Annotated in this window: 1 protein-coding gene; it reads left to right on the top strand. The window is 62.9% G+C overall.

Going from position 1 to position 537, the window contains the following annotated elements; translation table 11 throughout:
* A partial coding sequence (locus tag ON30_RS27785; protein WP_040711892.1) for an IS630 family transposase occupies nt 1-534 on the top strand: 534 nt, incomplete at its 5' end.
* Nucleotides 535-537 lie beyond the last annotated feature (3 nt).

Below are 537 nucleotides of genomic sequence, written 5' to 3'. Positions count from 1 at the left end.
CTGGACCGGTCCCAGCCGGTTCTGCCGATGATGCCCGGCATGCCCGAACGCCGCACCCACGACTACGCCCGCCACGGCACGACCACATTGTTCGCCGCGTTCGACATCGCCGACGGCACGGTGATCGGTGAACTGCACCGCCGCCACCGAGCCACCGAGTTCCGCAAGTTCCTGACCAGCATCGACAAGGCCGTGCCCGCCGAACTCGATGCGCACGTGGTCTGCGACAACTACGCCACCCACAAGACCCCGCTGGTCATGCAATGGCTCGCCGCGCATCCACGGTTCCATGTGCATTTCACCCCGACGGGGGCATCGTGGCTCAACCAGGTCGAGCGCTGGTTCGGGTTCCTCACCCAGCAACTTCTGCGACGCTCGGTCCACAAAAGTGTTGCGGCACTGGAGAAAGACGTCCGTAACTGGGTTGATCGATGGAACGAAAACCCCCGGCCGTTCGTCTGGCGCAAAACGGCCGAGGAGATCCTCGACTCCCTCGCTCGATATCTACAACGGATTTCAGACGCGGAACACTAGTTG

It is taken from the genome of Nocardia takedensis NBRC 100417 (assembly GCF_000308695.1).
GTDB lineage: Bacteria > Actinomycetota > Actinomycetes > Mycobacteriales > Mycobacteriaceae > Nocardia > Nocardia takedensis.
Note: the sequence above shows the minus strand (reverse complement) of the source record. Positions and strands in the feature narration are given on the sequence as shown.